Annotated in this window: 18 protein-coding genes; 7 read left to right on the forward strand and 11 right to left on the reverse strand. The window is 39.7% G+C overall.

From position 1 onward, the window contains the following. Positions 1 to 23 precede the first annotated feature (23 nt). Positions 24 to 1,148, reverse strand: coding sequence for a peptidoglycan bridge formation glycyltransferase FemA/FemB family protein (locus ACFX5U_RS15740; RefSeq protein ID WP_038699932.1), 1,125 nt, complete (start codon positions 1,146 to 1,148; stop codon positions 24 to 26). Positions 1,149 to 1,425: 277 nt separating this feature from the next. After that, entirely contained in the window at positions 1,426 to 2,409 is a 984-nt protein-coding gene (locus ACFX5U_RS15745) for a lipoate--protein ligase (protein WP_400261361.1), read from the reverse strand. Positions 2,410 to 2,788: 379 nt separating this feature from the next. On the opposite strand from ACFX5U_RS15745, the gene ACFX5U_RS15750 reads away from it, so the two are divergent. The 5 genes from ACFX5U_RS15750 to ACFX5U_RS15770 all read left to right on the forward strand — a co-directional run bounded on the left by ACFX5U_RS15750 (position 2,789) and on the right by ACFX5U_RS15770 (position 6,562). Continuing rightward, positions 2,789 to 3,370: an NYN domain-containing protein gene (locus ACFX5U_RS15750; protein ID WP_400261362.1), complete on the forward strand. Its 582-nt coding sequence runs from the start codon at positions 2,789 to 2,791 to the stop codon at positions 3,368 to 3,370. Beyond that, positions 3,330 to 4,436, forward strand: a complete 1,107-nt coding sequence (locus ACFX5U_RS15755; protein WP_400261363.1) for an OST-HTH/LOTUS domain-containing protein — start codon at positions 3,330 to 3,332, stop codon at positions 4,434 to 4,436. Before ACFX5U_RS15750 ends, ACFX5U_RS15755 begins: the two co-directional genes overlap by 41 nt. 272 nt (positions 4,437 to 4,708) lie before the next feature. Then, positions 4,709 to 5,086: a YidH family protein gene (locus ACFX5U_RS15760; protein WP_400261364.1), complete on the forward strand. Its 378-nt coding sequence runs from the start codon at positions 4,709 to 4,711 to the stop codon at positions 5,084 to 5,086. Between the two features lie 284 nt (positions 5,087 to 5,370). Beyond that, positions 5,371 to 5,883, forward strand: coding sequence for an RNA polymerase sigma factor (locus ACFX5U_RS15765; RefSeq protein WP_400261365.1), 513 nt, complete (start codon positions 5,371 to 5,373; stop codon positions 5,881 to 5,883). Beyond that, positions 5,873 to 6,562: a hypothetical protein gene (locus ACFX5U_RS15770; RefSeq protein WP_400261366.1), complete on the forward strand. Its 690-nt coding sequence runs from the start codon at positions 5,873 to 5,875 to the stop codon at positions 6,560 to 6,562. The genes ACFX5U_RS15765 and ACFX5U_RS15770 overlap by 11 nt, the downstream gene beginning before the upstream one ends. Before the next feature lie 85 nt (positions 6,563 to 6,647). Here ACFX5U_RS15770 and ACFX5U_RS15775 read toward each other — a convergent pair whose 3' ends face one another. Genes ACFX5U_RS15775 through ACFX5U_RS15790 form a run of 4 tightly spaced genes read right to left on the reverse strand, consistent with a single transcriptional unit; the run spans position 6,648 to position 10,255 of the window. Further along, complete coding sequence (locus tag ACFX5U_RS15775; protein WP_400261367.1) at positions 6,648 to 7,892, reverse strand: Glu/Leu/Phe/Val dehydrogenase dimerization domain-containing protein; 1,245 nt, start codon at positions 7,890 to 7,892, stop codon at positions 6,648 to 6,650. Positions 7,893 to 7,923: 31 nt separating this feature from the next. Further along, on the reverse strand, positions 7,924 to 8,667 hold the full coding sequence (gene hppD / locus ACFX5U_RS15780; protein ID WP_400261368.1) for a 4-hydroxyphenylpyruvate dioxygenase: 744 nt from the start codon (positions 8,665 to 8,667) through the stop codon (positions 7,924 to 7,926). Then, entirely contained in the window at positions 8,600 to 9,052 is a 453-nt protein-coding gene (locus ACFX5U_RS15785) for a VOC family protein (protein ID WP_400261369.1), read from the reverse strand. The genes hppD and ACFX5U_RS15785 overlap by 68 nt, the downstream gene beginning before the upstream one ends. A gap of 42 nt (positions 9,053 to 9,094) precedes the next feature. Then, entirely contained in the window at positions 9,095 to 10,255 is a 1,161-nt protein-coding gene (locus ACFX5U_RS15790; protein ID WP_280566030.1) for a homogentisate 1,2-dioxygenase, read from the reverse strand. Positions 10,256 to 10,609: 354 nt separating this feature from the next. On the opposite strand from ACFX5U_RS15790, the gene ACFX5U_RS15795 reads away from it, so the two are divergent. Both ACFX5U_RS15795 and ACFX5U_RS15800 read left to right on the forward strand, forming a co-directional pair. Continuing rightward, a complete protein-coding gene (locus tag ACFX5U_RS15795; protein WP_400261370.1) occupies positions 10,610 to 11,665 on the forward strand; it encodes a fumarylacetoacetate hydrolase family protein in 1,056 nt (351 codons plus the stop codon). 30 nt (positions 11,666 to 11,695) lie between these two features. Further along, positions 11,696 to 12,601: a flavin reductase family protein gene (locus ACFX5U_RS15800; RefSeq protein ID WP_280566027.1), complete on the forward strand. Its 906-nt coding sequence runs from the start codon at positions 11,696 to 11,698 to the stop codon at positions 12,599 to 12,601. 16 nt (positions 12,602 to 12,617) lie between these two features. Here the strand turns inward: ACFX5U_RS15800 and ACFX5U_RS15805 are convergent, their stop codons facing one another. The 5 genes from ACFX5U_RS15805 to ACFX5U_RS15825 form a co-directional block, all read right to left on the reverse strand. Then, positions 12,618 to 13,691: a phytase gene (locus ACFX5U_RS15805; RefSeq protein WP_400261371.1), complete on the reverse strand. Its 1,074-nt coding sequence runs from the start codon at positions 13,689 to 13,691 to the stop codon at positions 12,618 to 12,620. Positions 13,692 to 13,715: 24 nt separating this feature from the next. Next, complete coding sequence (locus ACFX5U_RS15810) at positions 13,716 to 14,720, reverse strand: metallophosphoesterase (RefSeq protein WP_400261372.1); 1,005 nt, start codon at positions 14,718 to 14,720, stop codon at positions 13,716 to 13,718. An 88-nt stretch (positions 14,721 to 14,808) separates the two neighbouring features. Next, positions 14,809 to 17,619 (reverse strand): TonB-dependent receptor, encoded by a 2,811-nt coding sequence (locus ACFX5U_RS15815; RefSeq protein ID WP_400261373.1) that lies wholly within the window; start codon positions 17,617 to 17,619, stop codon positions 14,809 to 14,811. 204 nt (positions 17,620 to 17,823) lie between these two features. After that, positions 17,824 to 19,590 (reverse strand): aromatic amino acid hydroxylase, encoded by a 1,767-nt coding sequence (locus ACFX5U_RS15820; RefSeq protein ID WP_400261374.1) that lies wholly within the window; start codon positions 19,588 to 19,590, stop codon positions 17,824 to 17,826. Positions 19,591 to 19,891: 301 nt separating this feature from the next. Next, the gene (locus ACFX5U_RS15825; protein WP_400261375.1) at positions 19,892 to 20,428 is read right to left on the reverse strand and encodes a GNAT family N-acetyltransferase; all 537 of its coding nucleotides are present in this window, start codon (positions 20,426 to 20,428) and stop codon (positions 19,892 to 19,894) included. Between the last annotated feature and the right edge of the window lie 305 nt (positions 20,429 to 20,733).

A 20,733-nucleotide genomic window follows, 5' to 3' on the forward strand; every position in this document is an offset into this window, starting at 1 on the left:
AATCGGTACACCTACTTTTTTTGTTAGCTCAAATGATAACTTTGATTCTTAAATTCCATAGACGTATAGTACTTATACTTTTCATTATCCAAAGGATAATCCCAACAGCCCATACGATGGAATATCTCCCCTCCAAAGCCTGTTTTGAAACGATAGAGACCATACATAGGATGTGCTGTATCTGCCTGTGGCGCGATACCAAAGAAATCATATTCGGTACATCCTTTATCTTTTGCCATTTGCATCGCGCGCCATTGTAAAGCATATGTGGCCATATAATTTCTGTTTTCTGTAGCGGATGCTCCATACAAGTAAGTACCACGCTTGCCCGAAACGACTAAAAACATCGCAGCTAAGGGCAGACCATCCACCTCCGCAACCAACAGGTAAACATCTGCTGGAGAAAGGGTATCGTTTGCCCGAGCGGAAAGTACAATCCTAAAATAACTGATATCGTGTAAAAAGAAATTATTACGAACGGCAGTTTGTCGGTATAAGTCGTACCAAATCGCCAAACTATCCAGACCTAGGGAACGAATCTTCACACCCTTTCGTTTCGAAAGGTTGATGTTATAACGCGTCTTGGTTTTCATAGCTCCCAACAACGTATCTTCATCTTTCTTCAGATCCATAAATATAGTATTGGAAGGCAAGATATCGGTATTGGCTTTTCTTAAGTTCCAATGATTGGTATTGAAGTTAAATCTTATCTCTTGGATCTTTTTATCGGGCACACCCAACCAATTACCGTTTAAATCGTAACAATCATCATCTTTTGCCCAATGCGACTCCCAGGATAGGTCATATCGGATCATGATGCAGTTTTTCGGCAAACTAGAACGTAGACTTTCAGACAATTGCTCTAAGAAATATCCTTGATTTTCTACCGATGGCTCCACCTCTGGACCATAGGGTACGTAAGCAATGCTATGATCTTGATCTACTGCTTGGATCAGGATCAATAAATCGCCAACAAAATAGGTCGTATCTTCAGATTCTGGATAGAGATCTGCAAATTTCGTTTTGAAATTGAATGCTTTTGAAGTGACTCCTTGTAGTCTTTTTACTTCAGACCAATAGGCCGTTTGTTGGATAATAGATGTTTGATAAATCTGTTTTATTTCTTTGTCTTCTAGTTCGGCAATCATGACGTATTAATATTAAATCAATGGGCATCAAAACATGAAAAACGGTAAGTTTCAAATTTTGATGCCCAAAGCGGCAAACTTAGCCATAAAGATTTAATCGCCATACCCTCATTTGTCAGTTACATGTTAAAAAGAGCGCACTTGTATTAAAAGCATCCTTTTAAATCCAATCCTTTATCGCACAACGGCAAATAAAAGAGGTCAGATCTGACTCCTTCAAATTACGCATTGCAATAAACTGGCTTGATAAGGTCGGACAAAGAAGTATGTGTTCGGCTTACTTAAACAATTCCAATACTTCGGCTACACTTACTTTTCCGAAATAGGCCGTTATATCTTGTCCTTCGAGCAGTTGGGCAATATGGGCAATATCATGTTTTTCTCCTATCAATATGTTTTCCAATTCTTCAATTGGTTTTGAGGCAAAAAAATCTCCAAATATCTTCGCTTTTTCGATATGACCTTTGTGCACATCCAAATGTACTTCGATGAATCCGGCTGGTATCTTTAATGCTTTCTTAAAATTGTAATTTGGTGAAGCTCCGAAGTTCCACTCCCACGTAGCATATTTGTCTGCTACCAATTGCTCGATTCCCGCTATATCTTCATCGTTTAGGGTATACATCGTTGCCTCAGGATTATTTTTCATCATCTCAGCAATCAACAGCTGCTTAAAAGATAATGTATTGATGTTTTCTGGGAGGTACTCGCTGAGATTGATCACCCGGGCACGGTTTGACTTCACAGCCTTATCTATGAATTTCAGTGGATTCACTTTCAAAGCATCGCCCAACACCTCCATATGTGAGTCTATTAGGAGCGTGCCATGTTGGATCATTTTCCCGTTTTTAGCGAGTTTAGCATTTCCACTAAATTTCTTCCCTTCTACCAACAAATCGTTTCTTCCTTCCAGTTTCGCAGGAATATCCATCTGATTCAATAAGGATACTACGGGTTGTGTAAAGGTTGAGAAATCCATAAAATCATTGGTTCCTAAAAGGGTATGAAAGGAAAAGTTTAGGTTGCCAAGGTCATGATAAACGGCTCCTCCACCCGACATCCGTCGCACGACTTTGATTCCTTGATCTTGCACATAATCGAGGTTAATTTCTGCTAAGGTATTTTGAAATTTACCAATAATGATCGAAGGTGCGTTTATGTATAATAAGAAAATATCTGCTTTTGGATATTTATACAATAAATATTCTTCAGACGCTATATTAAAATAAGCATTATTGGAGGGAGAATCAATGATCAACATATATCTAAAATTTCAACAAAAATAGCAAGATTTTAATAGAAAAGAATGGTCTGAGGTTGAGGTTAATAAATAAAACAGGGTGACCTGTAAATATAGGACAGTTGGAATGATTGGATACCAAGGTGCCCAATTATTTGAGAAAATGCGTAAATAATGTGACTTTTTGCTTTTATATCGACACTGCTATATTGTGTATCTAAGCAAATTTATCTAAGTTTACAAGAGAAGAGAAGTTAAAATAATATTAGAATACTTTTCGACGAAGTGTATAGGTTTGCTATTTTCAGCAGCTATGCTTCGTGCAAATTAAATTAATATAAATAAATATCTTAGAATTCCACTGAAATTCAATAGATAAAGCATATTAAAGAAACAAGGGATGCCAGAAGAAACAGAAAAAAAAATAGCGATCTTGATCGATGCGGACAATATCTCTTACAAAAAAATAGAAGAGATATTAAACGAGGTAAAACGATACGGGATCCCTACGATAAAGCGTATTTATGGAGACTGGACCAGTCCTTATGTTGAAAACTGGAAAGACAGTCTTTTAACACATGCGATCACTCCGATCCAGCAGTACAGTTATACGCAGGGCAAAAACTCAACCGATTCGGCTTTGATTATCGATGCCATGGACATCTTACACTCGGATCGCGTAGACGGTTTCTGTATTGTTTCCAGTGATAGCGATTTCACAAGATTGGCAACCAGATTACGTGAATCAGGTAAATTAGTGATAGGTATAGGTGAAAGAAAGACTCCGAAACCGTTTATATCTTCCTGTGATAAGTTTATCTATGTGGAAATATTGGAGAAAGAAGTCTCCAAAAAAGTAGTAAAAAAGAAAAATACGAATACGAATACGAATACCACCACGACCCCTACTCCTGTTGATCAACATAAAATTTCAGCTTTGGATGAAGAAACACTGGAAACTGTTGAAAGATACGGTGGATGATACTGCAGATGAAAGCGGTTGGGCATTTTTAGGTGAAATAGGAAGTCTATTTAATAAAAGGAAACCAGACTTTGATGCGCGCAATTATGGATATGAAAAGATATCCCATCTTTTTAAAGCGTATAAAGAGGATTTTGAAATCGATGTCCGTAATTCGGAAAAGTCGAGAATAAAAAATTACTACATCCGCAATATCATTAACAAACCCGTATCAACTAACGTCGAGCCTATTCAACCTGCTCAAACACATACAAAGCATCAGGAAAGTACGACTTCAACTCAATCGGCTCATACGCATGCAAAGCATCAAACGAAAGCTGCTCCTGTTCAAGCTGAAAATGTACAGAAAAAGGGTCAGCAAAACAATACTCCTGCTCCAGTTGTAAACACGAAGAATCAACAAAAAGCTGCTCCTGTTCAAGCTGACAACGCACAGACAAAAGGTCAGCAAAACAATGCTCCTGCTCCAGCAACAAACGCTAAGAATCAACAAAAAGCGGCACCTGTTCAAGCTGACAACGCACAGACAAAAGGTCAGCAAAACAATGCTCCTGCTCCAGCAGCAAACGCTAAGAATCAACAAAAAACTGCTCCTGTTCAAGCTGACAACGCACAGACAAAAGGTCAGCAAAAGAATGCTCCTGTTCAAGCAGCAAACGCCAAGAATCAACAAAAAGCTACTCCTGTTCAAACTGAAAATGCACAGACAAAGAGCCCACAAGATGATGCTACTGATCAAGGGACGAAGGTTCCTAGTACTGCTTTGGAAACAGCAATTATACCTACGAAAGGAAATCTGATTACTGCGGAAGATGTCACTAAAAATCAAATCAGGATTACAAAGGATTTGAAAAGCTTGTTCCCAAATAAAACAAAAAAGATAAGAATACGGATTAACAATGAATATGAGTGTGCTTTTTCGTATAGAAGAGATCGTTCACATGTCCTTAGTTTGGGACAAGAGGCCGCTCATGAATTAGCACTTGAAGCCGGTGCATCGCTTAAATTGACAAAATTGGGTGAAAACTCTTATCAATTAGAGAAGATAAGTAAAGAAAGTAACTAGAATTATTATAGGTTCTGTAATATTATTATTGCAATACATTAAATAACGATAAGTATAATTTCTGGCACAACATTTGAAATAACTTTTATTCATAATTTAGATTAATAATTGGTTAGAAAATGCCTTAAGCTCCCCGCTTTGGGCATTTTCATTTTTAATGACCATTTAGTTAACTTTATCTTACAAACCCGCTATTCATCCCAGAAATGGGAGGTGGAAAGATCAAAATCAATATTCCACTTTAATTGTTAACATAGTATAAAAGAACTGATATGGATAAACAACCTCAAAAAAAGACGAGTGATCACTTGGCAAATGAACGTACCTTCTTGGCCTGGATAAGAACCAGTATTGGAATCATGGGATTTGGTTTTGTCGTTGTAAAATTCTCTTTGTTTGTAAAGCAAGTCAGCCTAATGCTAAACAACCCTCAACATAGCAGTCAGAAAGGCTATTCTGCCGAAATTGGTGTCACCTTAGTTGCGCTTGGTGCCATTACGGCATTAATGGCTTACCTCAACTATAAAAAAGTAAGAAAAGAGATCAATGCAGATGCTTTTGAAAGTTCCAACCCACTCCTATCGGTAGCTACATTTGGACTGATATTTATTAGTGCATTACTCATCTGGTACCTCATTGACAGTATTTAATCCTATAGTTATCTGCCCTGTATATGTTAGTGTACTATGCAGAGCATTTTACATCATAACAGGACCTGAAACTTACTAAGATCCTAAGTCGGAATTCTTCTTCTCCAGACAATTAAAACCATATTCTAGGGACAGTAATTATGAATTGCAAATATTTTGTAACGAATTAACGTGAGGTTGTACTTACTGATTGATTAATTAATAAAACCAAAAATAGATACTTAAAGAAAAAGCTATGAATAGAATCTTGACGAGTTCACTTCAACCTTTGGCGACAGCATAATATGGTGGTGGATTATTTGGATGAAAAAGCATTTCTCGATTTGTTGGAGGTCCACAAGGGTATCTTGCACAAGGTCGCTCGCTTATATATGGACAATCCAGAAGATCGAAAAGACTTGCAACAGGAAATCATCATCCAATTATGGAAATCCTACCCCAAGTTTAAAGGAGAGAGCGCATTTTCTTCTTGGATGTACCGAGTGGCAATCAACACCGCTATTTCCTCCTTCAAAAAAGAAAAACGGCGAAGTGATGTTTACAACTACAACACAGCAAAAGAACCGGAACAGGAAGATTATGACCCCGAAAAAGACCAGCAACTGGAGATCTTTTATCGCGCTATCCAACAGCTTAATGGGGTGGAAAAGGCTTTGATATTTTACTTTATGGAAGGACTATCCCATCGTGATACAGGTATACAGCTCGGTATAAGTGAAGGAAATGTACGAGTAAAACTCAATAGAACAAAAGAAAAATTACAGCAAATCATAAAAAAAATAGGTTATGAATCTTGATGAATTAAAATCGGCTTGGAATGCAGATAATACAGATAATGTGCGTATTCCATCCCGAATAAAGAAACTTGGTGCAGCTAAGCTTCCTTTGGATAAGTTGAAACGCAATATGAAAAATGAGTTTTATATGCAATCTACATGTATCCTACTTGCAGCCTTTGCTCCACAATTATTGAAAATAAATCCATCTTTATATGCATTTTACTACGCCTTTTACGTAATATCCATCGTTATTTCAGTTTATTATATGAACCTATTCCGATTATTTTATAATAAGATTAATCATTATACTGCAGGTACAAAGGATAATCTATTGGAAATATACTATGAATTTAAACTTAACATAGAGCGCTATCATGCCTTTACCTTTCTTCTTCTCCCAATCGCATTTGCTGCTCATGGCTTTTATTCCTATAGCATGCTATTGCAAAGAGGAGAAGATATTTCCGCGAACTCGCATGAAGCCATAATTTCTTTCATTACTATCAGTTTGTTTGTCAGTATCTTTGTTATTCTAACTACTCTTGCATGGACAAAATATCTTTATGGCCCCTATCTCGGGCAATTAAAAATCATATTGGATGAACTAAAAGAGGAAGATTTAAGAGATGAGAACTTAAAAATGAATGCTATGCAGACAAATGACACAAAAGAAATCCAGCCGAAAAAAGGAGAATAAGATGAATCCAATTGGATGAGCTATAAAAAAAGCATTTGCACAATCGCAAATGCTTTTTTTATAGCTGTTGCATAATGTGCTAGCCTCAAACAAGTTGTTTGAGTGCAATTTCATATGCTCGGGATGAAAGATGTGTCTTTGAATCCGAGACCGCTCTAATCTGATCGATTGCTTGCCCGATAACACGAGAGACATCGGAGAACAGGGCATCATCACTGATTTCGACATTAGGTTGCATGAGATAGGCAAAAACACGGGCCATGCCACAGTTGGCTATAAAATCGGGAATGACGGAGACTTGCGTATCTGCATATTCCATAACGGGACCATAAAATATCTCGCGATCTGAGAAAGGGACATTGGCACCCGAAGCAATCAATTCCAACCCATGTGTCACCAATTCGCTAACCTGCTCCTTGGAGACCAAGCGCGAGGCAGCAGCAGGTATGAAGATAGCAGCTCCAATCTGCCAGATCTCTTTATTTACTTCTTCAAAAGAAAGTAAATCTGGACTACACAGCTCGTTCCCTTTTCGATTGAGGAACAAGGCTGTGACCTCGGCTTCTGTAAAACCTAAAGGATTGATCAAGCCTCCTGCTCGATCGATAATCCCGACGACCTTAACCCCCATCTTACTCAGATAGAAAGCTGCTGCCGCTGCAACATTGCCCCAACCTTGGATTACCGCACTTTTACTGACGCAATCGTTACCATAGCATCTGTAAAAATGCTTAACAGCCTCTGCTACGCCATAACCGGTAATCATATCGGCAATTTTATATTTACGCTTCATATCCGGACTGTATGCAGGGTCTTCCAATACTTTTGAAACGCCATACCGCAACTGTCCGATCTGATGGATCCTTTCATTTTCGCGCACATTGAAATGCCCATTCAACACGCCCTCTTGCGGATGCCAAAGACCATATTGCTCGGTCAAGGGAATGACATCATGGATTTCATCGACATTCAGATCACCGCCCGTACCGTAGTAATTTTTAAGTAATGGTGTGACCACTTTAAACCACCGATCCAATACCCCTTTTTTACGTGGATCTGATGGATCAAAGTTAATTCCAGATTTCGCTCCACCAATAGGTGGTCCTGAAACGGTAAACTTCACCTCCATGGTCTTTGCCAACGATTCAACTTCATTTTTATCCAAGCCCAATCGCATGCGTGTACCCCCGCCTGCAGCACCTCCGCGTAATGAATTGATAATGACCCAGCCTTCTGCTTCGGTTTCCGTATCTTTCCATTCAAATACGATTTCGGGTCTTTTGCTTTCAAAAGCCTGCAGTAAATCTTTCATGTCTTTCATATTAGCCATTCTTGTATTTAGCTTGTCTTATTTTATAACCTTAAAGATTTCCACGTTTTGCTTGCTCGCGCTCTATAGCTTCGAATAAAGCCTTGAAGTTGCCGGCTCCAAAACTTTGTGCGCCCTTACGTTGTATAATTTCAAAAAATAAAGTGGGCCGATCTTCTACTGGTTTCGTAAAGATCTGCAAGAGATAGCCCTCATCGTCACGGTCCACTAAAATCCCAAGATCTTGAATGATCTGGATCTCTTCATCAATTTGACCCACGCGCTCTGGCAACATATCATAATAGGCTTCTGGTGGTGCTCCCAAAAACTCCACACCACGTGCCTTTAATGCTTTTACAGTCTGCACAATATCCTGCGTCGCCAAGGCAGCATGCTGTACGCCTTCTCCTTCATAAAAATCCAGGTATTCTTCAATCTGCGATTTCTTCTGCCCTTCTGCTGGTTCATTGATGGGAAATTTGACATAGCCATTTCCATTGCTCATCACTTTACTCATCAATGCGGAGTACTCGGTGTTGATCTGCTTATCATCAAAAGACAATACATTGACAAAGCCCATCACCTGTTGGTACCACGCCACTGTTTCATTCATTTTATTCCACCCGACATTGCCTACACAGTGATCGATATATAACAAGCCGACTGCTTCTGGTTGATAATCACTTTCCCAAACTTGGTAACCTGGTAAGAAGACTCCCTTATAATTTTTACGCTCGACAAAGAGATGAAACCGTTTCCCCATAGGTATAGATCCCTGAAGTAATAGCCTCGCCATACTCATCGGTCAATACTTGCGGTTCTTGATATACTTTAGCCCCTCTTTTAGTCGTCTCCTCAAAAGCCTTGGTTGCATCGTCTACCCAAAGGGCCAGTATTTTAACGCCATCACCATGTTTTTTTACATGCTCGGATATCGGGTGGTCAGAGCGCAATGCCGTTGTCAATACCAATCGTATCTTTCCTTGGCGCAAAACGTAGGACGCACGATCGCGTACCCCTGTTTCGGGTCCGGCATAGGCTTCGGACTGAAAACCAAAGGCTGTTTTATAAAAATGTGCGGCCTGTTTGGCATTGCCGACATAAAATTCGATATAATCCGTCCCATTGATGGGTAGAAAGTCTTGTGCCAAGGCTATTTTCTCTGCAAATGTCTGTTTCATAATAAGTATATCTGTTTATTAAGGTTTGTTTTTCATTTACTATTACTCACTTAACCACGATTTGAAATAGTCTGGATCCTCAATTGCCAAAGCTTCTTCCGTGAGCATTAAGGGTCTAAAGGGGTCGATCATAACAGCCAATTCTTGTGTTTGCTTCTGTCCAATACTTTTTTCTACTGTACCTGGATGAGGACCATGTGGTATACCACCTGGATGCAGGGTGATCTGCCCCCGTTCCACACTTTTACGGCTCATGAAGTCGCCATCCACATAGTACAAGACTTCATCAGAATCCACATTGCTGTGGCTATATGGCGCCGGAATGGAGTCGGGATGATAGTCATAGAGCCTTGGACAGAAGCTACAGACAACAAAACTATCGGTTTCGAAGGTTTGATGTACTGGAGGTGGCTGATGTAGCTTCCCTGTAATGGGCATAAAATCATGAATAGAGAACGCCCAAGGATAATGGTAGCCATCCCAACCAACGAAGTCAAAGGGGTGACTACCGTATATATAAGGGTAGATCAATCCCTGTTTTTTGATTCGGACTTCAAAGTCTCCCATTTCATCTATCGTCTCCAATTGCATGGGCCTCTTGATATCCCGTTCGTAAAATGGAGCATGCTCCATCAATTGTCCAAATTCATTCCGATAGCGTTTAGGCGTGCGGATGGGTGAAAAAGATTCGATGATAAACAAGCGATTGTCAGGTCGATCAAAATGAAGTTGATAAATAACACCTCTGGGAATCACAATGTAATCGCCATAAGCAAATGGAATCTGCCCATAACCCGTCTTTAAAACACCTGACCCTTCATGGATGAAAAGAATCTCGTCTGCCTGACTATTTTTATAAAAATAATCGCTCATGGACTGCCTTGGAGCAGCCAAGGAAATCTGTAGGTCATCATTGACCAGAACAGGAACCCGACTTTCCAAATAATCATCTTTTGCTTGAATAGCAAACCCTTTCAGACTGGTATGTTTTAAGTGCTTTCGTCGTGCTATTTTTGGCGATACATCATAGGGTTCTCCGATCTGCTTGACCAAAGTGGGTGGATGGCAATGATAAACCAACGAGTAGGTGCTGGAAAACCCATGCGTAGAAACCAATTCTTCGGAATATAAGCTACCATCGGGTTTCCGAAATACGGTATGTCTTTTTGGAGGTACTTTCCCCAATTGATGATAAAGTGGCATAAGGGAATAAATTAAAAGATGAAATGAATGGATGTGGATCTATCTGTACCAAAATATCAGGGTACAGATGAATAAGAAGAGAGAACGACGTTAATACTGCGCAAACACCATATCAGCAATCAACGCCTTTGTAAAAGCGTTCATTCCTAAAATGATTCGAGGACATGTGACCCTGTTGGTGTTCATAATTGGATTTTTTTATACAATCAAACCTTGGTAGATGTATCGCTATCTCCTCTGTTTTTTGAGAATTTTTGCTTATATCAAATATAATATTTTAATTTTATATATTTCAAATAAATACCTGAAATTAACAGCGAACTCCCTATATTTAACTTAATTACGTCGTGCATCATGGCATCAACGGGCTTTTTCAAACCAAAAATAGTGGTTAATGGCTCGGGTACCGATTTAGAAAAATATATTCGCAATTTTATGAGACTTGTAACCTGTATGCTGAATGAAAATGAGCGTCTTGCTTTTTTGATAGACCAACATATCTATCCCTGTCAGGAGGTTGATGTACATTTTCCAGACAGTATGGATCAGTACTTGCATGCAGCAGCTACGATCAAGTCCGATATGCATCATGCCTATCAGGAACTTTGTTCTTCTAGCAACAAACAGTTGCCTTTGACAGTGGAAGACAGCCGCTTACTCGCTCCTGTACCCCACCCAAGTTCTTTACGTGATGCCTATGCTTTTCGTCAACACGTAGCTACTTCACGTCGAAATCGTGGACTACCGATGATTCCTGAATTTGATGAATTTCCGGTATTCTATTTTTCCAATCACCGTGCTATCTGTGGCCCTGGCCCTGTAGCTTGTATGCCCAAGCATTTCGATAAACTCGACTTTGAATTGGAGGTCGCTATTGTTCTACATAAGCAGGGTAAAAACATACCTGCATCCGAAGCGGATGCTTACATCGCTGGCTATATGATCATGAACGACATCAGTGCGCGTACCCTACAGATGGAAGAGATGAAACTGAATTTAGGACCGGCCAAAGGGAAAGACTTTGCCACGGTAATCGGTCCCTGTTTAGTGACAACAGATGAACTGGAACAATATCGTGTTGATCCGCCTGCAGGACACGTCGGAGCGACCTATGATCTGGCCATGAGCTGTAGCGTAAACGGAACATTGGTTTCTAGCGGCAATCTCCGCGATATGGATTGGACATTTGCCGAAATCATAGCACGTGTTTCTTATGGTGTAGAGGTGTACCCTGGAGATGTCATTGGGTCTGGAACGGTGGGTACGGGCTGTTTTCTGGAACTCAACGGGACAGGAAAATTAAACGATATCACTTACCCGGAACAATGGTTACAGGAAGGTGACCATATACAAATGGAGGTGACCGCCTTAGGTCAATTGCACAATCAAATTGTTGCAGCAAAAGATTAATATCATCAATAAATCAGCACACAACTACTTATGGCACAAAGAAAAACAACGGTTATCGACCCCAGCACGCAGCAAGCTATTTTTGACAATCTGATCAAATATGCCATTGCCCCTCGCCCTATCTGTTTTGCAAGTACCATAGACGAGGCAGGTGATGTCAACTTAAGCCCCTTTAGCTACTTTAACCTGATGTCGCAACAACCACCTATCTGTGTCTTTTCTCCTTTGCTTCGTATGCGGGATGGATCTACAAAACATACGTTGGATAATATCCATGAAATACCAGAAGTGGTCATCAATATCGTCAACTATGCCATGGTGCAACAACAGTCGCTCGCGAGTACCGAATATGGAAAAGGTATCAATGAGTTTGATAAATCGGGGTTTACGCCGATTGCTTCCGAATTGATTAGACCTCCTCGTGTGGCAGAGTCTCCGGTACAATTGGAATGTAAAGTACATGATATCATCACTCTCGGAGATGGGCCTGGTAGTGGCAACTTAATCATTGCCGAGATAGTCCGCATGCATATTCACGAAGATCTATTGAATGACCAACATCAAATAGACCAGGATGCCTTAGATCTTGTTGCCCGTTTAGGAGGTAATTGGTACTCTCGGGTTACGAAAGAATCGCTCTTTGAGGTGCCCAAACCCTTACGCAATTTGGGGATTGGTGTAGATGCATTACCGGAACATATCCGATTCTCGGATATCCTGACGGGTAATCAATTGGGCAGACTGGCCAATGTCGAGCAAATGCCGATTTTGACGGATGAAGCTATCTTAATGGAAAACCCCAAAATTCTAGCCATATGGGAAGAAACAAAAGAAGACCCAGCACTAAGACGTAAACAACTCCAAACGCACGCTGCCACACTATTGGATCAAGGTGAGCTGATCGTAGCATGGCAGGTGCTTTTATTGGAAATATGATGCTGTAAAAAGAAGGTTACTTACCTTCTTGAATACGTTGCTGAACACTATTCCAATCGTAGATATGGAATACTTGTCCGTTGCTCATGGCCACCAATATCCCATTCGGATATTCAGGTCCTAGATTGACATGTGTTGCATCTGCGCCATCACATTCTACTGCTGAAACAGGTATGTCAGCTAATAATTTATAGGCATTAGGGTTTCCAACCTCACCTTCTCTTGGGTAAACCAAAAAAGAATTGTTCTGTTGGTTGGAAACCAAAATGTAACCGGTCTTTTCTCCTGTTTTATAGATAGCGATTCCTTCATGGTCGCGTTTCGCTTCTCCTTGTGCAAACAGAGCCAATTCTTCATTATTGTTCAAAGTGGGGTCAGCATAATATTTACGAACACCCACGGTTTCATCCGAATAATAGACATAGCCCAATTCGTTATCAACAGCGATTGCTTCAATTTCTTTAGCGCCACTGTAGGTACCAAATTTACGTACAACATCGGCCTGAATGGTACCATCTGCCTTACCGCTCAATTTGTACTGCCATAAATAACTTCCTGAAGGACCCGATTTCCGACCGACGATTGCATAGATTTCATTGGTTGTAGAATCGATCTTCTTGGTATAGATAGCAACTCCCATTCCGTCACGTTCAGCTTCTCCCTTTTCTCCAACAAACACGTCAATTCCACCGCCATCTAATGGTTTTAGATCAGGAAGGCTATACATGCGCAATTGATGTGATTTACGTTCTGTGGTAATCGCAACATCAACCTTTTCGCCATTGATTACTAAACCGTAGGCAATGTCTACATTGTTCGGACGTTGTAAACCGGTTACTTTATTCACAATCTTTCCTTTAAGGTCATAAACATATAAGCCTCCGTTGATTTCCTTATCCGTACCTACGATCAAACTTTTGCTTGGGTCTTGCGGATTGATCCAAATGGCAGGATCATCGGTATCGTATTCGGTTTGTTCGGTCACTACTGCTGGTTGGAGTGCATTAGATGCTACCGGTGTTAACTTGTCATTACATGATGTCGCTACTGCTAAAACAGCTAATCCGTAAAAAAATTGTATTGATCTCATTATCTTTCGGGTTATTATTGAGTGTTATTTTGATTTAATACTGATGCTGTTCAATAATTTTGTAGCACCAGTTTTTGCTTGTATGGTTTGGACTAATAGGGTATCACCTGCTATCGTAAAGGCCATAAAACCAGGTTCAGCAGCTGCAAAAAGTGTTCCGTCGCGTTGTCCTGTTGGTCTCACTTCACTTCCTGCTCCAGTTAAAAACTGTGTTGTAAAACGATTCTTTGGACGGATAACCTGTAAATCATGCTCATGTCCACAGATGTAGGCTTGCACACCATATTGATCAAAAATACCTGCAAATTTCGCTTCAAAGGCTTTTGTATCCTTGCTTTCCTTACGTTTACCACCACTGTAGAGGGGATGGTGACCTACGACAATTTTCCATTTAATGTTTGGATCGGTATCCGATAACGATTCGATCAACCATTTTTTCTGAGCTGCAGTATCTTGCTTTGCCAAATCGGGATATTTTTCACTATTGCCATGATAACCATCGATAAAGGGATTGGTATCCATAAAAAGCATCAATAATGTACTACCGTCCTCCAACTCAAATTTCTTCTTATAGTATGGGCTTGGCATATTCCATCTTCGGCTCACTTGTGTATAATCGATTTGCGCTTTGGTACTGCCCCTATAATCGTGATTTCCTAAAATCGCATACCAATCTTTATAGAGGTTAGGGTGCGTATAGATCTCTTCAAATGAAGACTTCCAATGTTGATCTTGTGTACTGGCTACGCCTGAAGGATAAAAGTTATCGCCTACAGATACCACAAACTCGGCATCGAGGGTAATGGCTGCACGACCTAATTCTGCTGCGACATCCTTTTGATAGTATTCACCTACTCGACCGAAATCGCCCAAGGCTAAAAATGTAAAACCATCTTTGGGTAACGTGACTTCTGGTGTGAAGTCTCCTTTGTAACCTGATAAGCGTTCTTCTTGCTGAATAGTTGATTGTGCAAAGGATTGCTGCAATAGCAATACGGCAAATAAGGTGAGTAATGTGTATTTTTTCATGTCAATCATTTGTTTTTGAGCTATATGAAGCAATCCTGCATGACGGTTTTTGTCCATGCAGGATTAATTGTGGCATTATATCGTGAACTTATAGATCAAACTTAAGCCCTAAGTTATAACGAGCTTGATAGTATTCCATCTGGCTCGTACGTGATGCGATACCTTGATAGTAGCGTAAAGGTTGATTTGTCAAATTATTGGCTTCGGCAAAGATGCGTAGCTTCTTAGTAATTTTATATGAAGCATTAGCGTCTACGAATAATTGTTTGCCATAGAATATATCTTCAAAATCACTTCCTCCTAATTCATCGATATAACCAGCGGTATAGTTCAATGATACTCTGGATGAGAACCTGTTATTTTCCCATGATAATGAACCGTTGAACATATGCGGTGCTGTACCGGGCAGTTTAACACCTGAGCGCTCTTCCCCTTCTTCATTGGTGATACCCTTAGCTTTGGAATTGGTGTGGGTATAGTTCACGTATACACCGAAACCTTTTAGGAAAGCTCCTGGTAAGAAATCCAACTGACGTTGGAAAGCCACTTCAAAACCATAAACATCCACATTGTCACCATTACGCTGTTGTACAAACTCCCAATTCTCGCCTGTAGGGATTGGATTCTTTTGATCTGGAAAGCTTGCATCGAACTTGTCTGTTGTATATTGTTTGTCTACGTAAGTATAGATGAAGTCATTTAAGTTCTTATAGAAAACACCTGCAGAAATCAATCCAATGGATTTGTAATATTTCTCTGCCATCAAATCAAAGTTGTAAGAATAGGTCGCTTTCAGACCGGGATTTCCGGCAGATACTTCCATATCTTCAGATATAGCACTGACATATGGAGTCAATGCATAATAATTGGGTCTCGCCAATGCTGTCGTGAATGCAGTACGTAAGACAAAAGAATCGTCTACATTATACTTGAATGATAAATTTGGAAGCACATTGGTATAATTATTTTTATTATGAACACTTCCTTCCAAATCTTCTTCATCCAGAACAAAATTGCCCGTATAATCAATTTTGGTATGCTCTACCCTTGCCCCAATAATCATGGATAATTTCTCATTGATATCCTGATCCCAACGTACATAACCTGCAAATATTTTCTCCTTTGCTTGATAGTTTTCTGTCAAATATTCCTCTGGTGCTTCTTTTTCATCAAAAAGGGACGAGTTTTTAAGGTCTAAATTCCCAAGGTAGTTACGATCCACGAAAGTTCCTGGGATATACTGACTACCAGGTTGGAAACCCGCGCCACTATAGAAACTGTTTGGAACTGTATTCAGGTTGCCCATTGCATTTACGGGTTCGTACTCATAAAAGATATTGTCACGAGATTTATCTTTCAAACGCATACGAAGTCCTGTTCGGATGCGTCCTTTTTGATCTTTAATGACCGAGAAAGGAAAACGTACATTGATCTTTGCACCAAACTCACTTTCTTCGGTGTAATTATCATTTTCAGAAATTTTTCCCAGTTTAAAATCCTCTGCTTTATCACCAACAGAGGTGACTAATGGAAAACGGGTATTGCTCAGGTCTTGTGTCATCGCTACGTCTTCTACTTCGTAAGCGATATAACGTTCGTGAGGCCTGTCTTCACTTGCTACAGCATAATTTGTCGACCAATCCAGTGCAATCTTAGGACTGACCAAATGTTCGCCACCGATGGAATAGTTCTGTACCTTTTGGGTTTCTAAACGACTGTTTTTATTTTTATTATCGTCAATACCACCTTTGGTCTCGCGATCTAAATTTCCCGTTACTCCTGTTATGTTCTCCTGATCGTCATATATAGGATTCATTTTGCGATATCTGAGGCGGTAGCGGTTTTCGCGATCATCGCGCCAGTTGTACATCGCATTTGCGTACAACATATGCTTTTCATTGAATTTATAATCAAATGCCAATGCTGTACTTCTACGGATACGTTGCACATCGTATTTACGAACTTCCATATCACTCATAAATACTTGTCCCTTCTCCCCTTCTTTCCATACGCCTTCCACGTTATCCGAACCGAAGCGATTATTGTTATAGGAACCACTCAAAACGACTCCTAATTTATTATTGGCAAATCGGTTACCATAGACAAGTCCAGCTGTATAGTTTCCTTTTTCACGAATAGGCCCGTATCCACCCGCTACAGTAGCCGAGATACGTTGACCATTTGGCGAAGCACGGGTAACCAAGTTAACCGAGCCACCGATTGCATCTGCATCCATATCAGGTGTCAATGTTTTATTGACTTCAATGGTAGATACCATATCGGAAGGAATCAAGTCCATTTGCACATTACGGTTATCACCTTCTGCAGAAGGAATACGATCACCATTTATCTTCACTGAGTTTAAGTGGGGTGCCAATCCCCTGATAATAATATTACGTGCTTCTCCTTGATCATTTTGCATCGTGATACCTGGTACACGTTTCAACGCATCGCCGATATTGGCATCAGGAAAACGACCGACTTGATCTGAAGAAATAATATTACTGATATTTTGGTTATTTTTTTGTTGATTCAATGCTTTGGCTTGTCCCCGAGCCATATCACCAAGTACTACAGCTTCATCCAATGCCATTGAAGAGGAGGATAGTTTTAAGATTAAATAATTCTTTTGATCATTTTTGACCGAAATGGTTTTTTGAATCTTCTGGTAACCGATATATACAACCGATAAGGTGTAATTACCCGCAGGTAAATTTAAGAATTCGAAATGACCGTTTTGATCCGATACCGTATAGCGATTACCTTCTAATAGCTTAATCGTGGCACCAGGTAAAGAAAGGTCATCAGCATCATCCAGTAACTTACCTGTCAACAGTGTTGACTGGGCATAAGTACCCATTGTCACAATCAACAACATCATTGTGTAGAAAAATTTCATAGTTTACGTTAATTATATAATCGTAAAACTATAAATCTGAAATGATGCTAGTGATAACCCAATGTTACATAATCATTAATGTTTTTAAAAACACCTTCAAGTTTAATATTACTTAACAAATGACATCACAAAATCACTTTAAAGTATCATTAAAAACATTTTCTACACAAGAAGAACGATATAAATGAAGATTAAGTTAAGCCTTTACTCCCCCAGCAATAATGCAATCTGATCATTTCTCGCTAAATGTATACCATCCAATATCAGTTTAGTTAAATGTTGATGAGCGTTGACAATATCATGAAGTTGTTTTTCAATTTCATCGGCTAAAGAAAGGTCCTCGTCGTGAATAGCCATTTCTAAGGTTTCGACATAGGCAAGCCAATCTGTCGGAAAATCGCGTTTGATACTTTGATAAATTTCTGCTAGGGTCACGTCTCGCTCTTGGCCTATTCTTTTTTTACGAATCATGCTGTAAAGGTGATCCTTCGCTCTAGATTGTGGATCTAGTTCTTGTATAACGGTTCTGGTTGCGGACACAGCCGTTCCCTGTTCATAGGCTTCTTTATCTGCAGCACCACAAAACACAGAAACAATCTTTTCCCCCACAGCCATATCGTAGATTCCCCATTCTGGATCAAATAAAATCTGACAGGTTCTGTTATCGACAACTTGGCAGGGTGAAAGGGTTATCAACTGAATTTTTTGGTTCTGTCGTACAATTGACCTGACCACTCCTCTCACCTCAATCCCAGAAGTAAATGTTAAAAAGGCGCGCTCGTCTATTTCGATACCATAACGTTCGAGATCTGCCTCATCAAAATCTTCCATTGCCTTCTCTGCGTCCGACAAACGTCCCACAGGAGAACCGAACCCTGCCGCATGGTAAGTTTTACCATGGCCTTCCAATTGTTTGTCTGCATAAGCCAAAGCCGTGGGTCCTACTGTTTTGATATATTCGATTTCAGTGCTGGTGATACCGGCTTGAAAAACTCCTGTTACCTGCAATCCGGAACTGTATACAAGGGTACACGGATTTTTGCAAGCAATGGCTTTTTCTAAGCCTATTGTTCCTCCTATCCTGAATGACATCGTATCTGCAAACTGGTCCAATACATGGCGCAAGTGTTTGAAATCTGGAGTCACAAACAATTGTGGCTGCGGCTTGGTTATATCGTATGAATATGCTAAAGCCGATAATGAGTAAGGTATCTTGGGAACTTCTAGACGCATACAAGACGCACTTTCACCTATCGAGGATAATAAACCAGCTCCATAGATCTTCGGATTAGCTATCGTACCGATCAATCCATATTCTACGGTCCACCAATGCAACCTACTCAGCAATGCCATTTCCGAAGGTTCGCCCATATTATCTTGAATAACGGTCAATTGTTTTTCAGCGGCGGCGAGTTGTTCGGCAGTTGTCCGATTACTTTCCTTTAGGATGGAGAGATTACGAATGGCTTCATAGAGTTCAAAGTCTTTTTCCGAAAACATGGCTTTAGTACCAATTTCTCCAAAATACTGTAGATATTCCGCATATTCGGGCTCTCCGATAATGGGAGCATGACCAGAAGATTCATGTATGATATCTGGTGCTGGGGTATATTCGATATGCTCGATCTGACGTATATCTGCTGCTACGACGAGTACACGATAAGCCTGAAACTCCATAAAAGCTGCGGGTGGAATAAAACCGTCTACTGTTGCTGCCCCCCAACCGATCTGTTTGAGGCTATCGTTCATGGCGCGAAGATCTGGTATCTGCTCAATACTCAAACCTGCCTTACGCAAACCAGGGATATAAGGGTAATAAGCGATATCACGGAGATAGGCATAATTCTGCCGCATGACATAGCGCCATACGGCCTGATCGATAGCCGTATAACGTTCATAATATTGGGGTACTATAAAGCGCTTCAAATGAAGGGGTAAACGCTCTAATACTGGGTTATCATATGTTTCCATTTACCAATTGATCTATACACAAATTTAGTTTATTTTCACAAACATAAACCATAGTATATGAATTACTTACGTTAAGTAATGAAATTTAAAAGCGTTAGAATCACATCCAAAATCCGTAATTCTTACTTAATTGATAAGCAGATATAAATTTCGTTGAAATTCGTGTAATGAAACCACGTAAATTAAAATAATTATCGTAAAAACTAAATTATAAAGTAAAGTAATAAAGTATGACCAAAAGGGGACAACAGACTTATATTGAAGACACTAATTTTCAAATTTATGCAGCGTACTACTTGGATTACGCCTGCCGATAATCTTCTTTTCTAATTGCGTACCGTACGTTTATGCGATTGGGTTCTCCATGATAGGCTATTTCTTCAAGTCCCATATTTTTTGCTCCTAATTTTTCCATTGCTATTTTAGATCTTTCATTTGCATTGCCCACATGAAAATAGACGATAGCTACAAAATCAAATATATAATCAAGCATCATCTTTTTCACCTGTGGATTAATGCCCATGCCCCATGTCTTTGTGCCATAAAATGTATAGCCAATGAAAATACTATTATCGTCTGCATTATAATTGTAAAACCGGGTACTTCCAAATACCGCTCCGGTTGCTTTATCTTGAACCAGATAGGCGCCTTTACTCTGCAATGCACCTTCAAAGAAGGTTTGAAAGACAGGCCGCTCAAATCTATTTTTATTGGGATGTTGCTCCCATACTTTTGGGTCTTTTGCTACGGCATATAATACTTCAAAATCGGTATCCTGAAGTGGAACTAGTCTAAGCTTGTTGTTTTCGAGAGGTTCTTGAATAGAAAATTTCACCATCGTTTATATGTTTTAAGCATGCCGATATCTCGTCATCGTAAATAAAATAAAAGGTCTACGTCAATACAATTTAAGAAATCCTAGTGAACAATAAGGGCAACGAAAAGAAAAAACTTTTAAAAACCTCCCGTATTCATGCAGAATCAGAAGAAATCAACGCATAAATCTGGAATAAAGTACTGTTTTTTAAGCCTTTTTCATTGCATTACGATAATTTCATATATTTTGCTTAGCATACTTTTTTCAAAATTATATTTTAAACAACAAATTTTATACGGTATCATCGCTAGACCGTTTTGCAATTT

Origin of the sequence: Sphingobacterium sp. SG20118, assembly GCF_044740685.1 — a bacterium.
Taxonomy (GTDB): Bacteria; Bacteroidota; Bacteroidia; order Sphingobacteriales; family Sphingobacteriaceae; genus Sphingobacterium.